General features: G+C 48.1%; 3 tRNA genes. All 3 read right to left on the bottom strand.

Annotated features, from left to right (window positions below):
- Nucleotides 1-40 precede the first annotated feature (40 nt).
- Nucleotides 41-125: transfer RNA gene (locus DPG01_RS18645), tRNA-Leu, on the bottom strand.
- Between the two features lie 33 nt (nucleotides 126-158).
- Nucleotides 159-232: transfer RNA gene (locus DPG01_RS18640), tRNA-Trp, on the bottom strand.
- Nucleotides 233-267: 35 nt separating this feature from the next.
- Nucleotides 268-352, bottom strand: a tRNA-Leu gene (locus tag DPG01_RS18635).
- Nucleotides 353-366 lie beyond the last annotated feature (14 nt).

The following is a 366-nucleotide window of genomic DNA, read 5'->3' as shown; positions in this document are numbered from 1 at the left end:
CAATAAAAAAGCAAGGCTCTATACCTTGCTTCATTACTGATGGTGGGGACGGAGAGACTCGAACTCTCACACCTTGCGGCGCTGGAACCTAAATCCAGTGCGTCTACCAATTTCGCCACGTCCCCATCAGGGTGCTAACTTTGCGTTAGACTTTAAGTTGGCAGAGGATCAAGGATTCGAACCTTGACGAACGGTTTTGGAGACCGTCATGCTACCATTACACCAATCCTCTATGGCCTTATAAATCATCTTAATTCAAATGATTTATGGTGGGGACGGAGAGACTCGAACTCTCACACCTTGCGGCGCTGGAACCTAAATCCAGTGCGTCTACCAATTTCGCCACGTCCCCAATGGCTGTGTATA

This window comes from Acinetobacter sp. WCHAc060042 (assembly GCF_003231195.1).
Lineage (GTDB): Bacteria > Pseudomonadota > Gammaproteobacteria > Pseudomonadales > Moraxellaceae > Acinetobacter.
The sequence above is the reverse complement of the archived record's forward strand: the minus strand, read 5'-3'. Positions and strand labels throughout refer to the sequence as shown.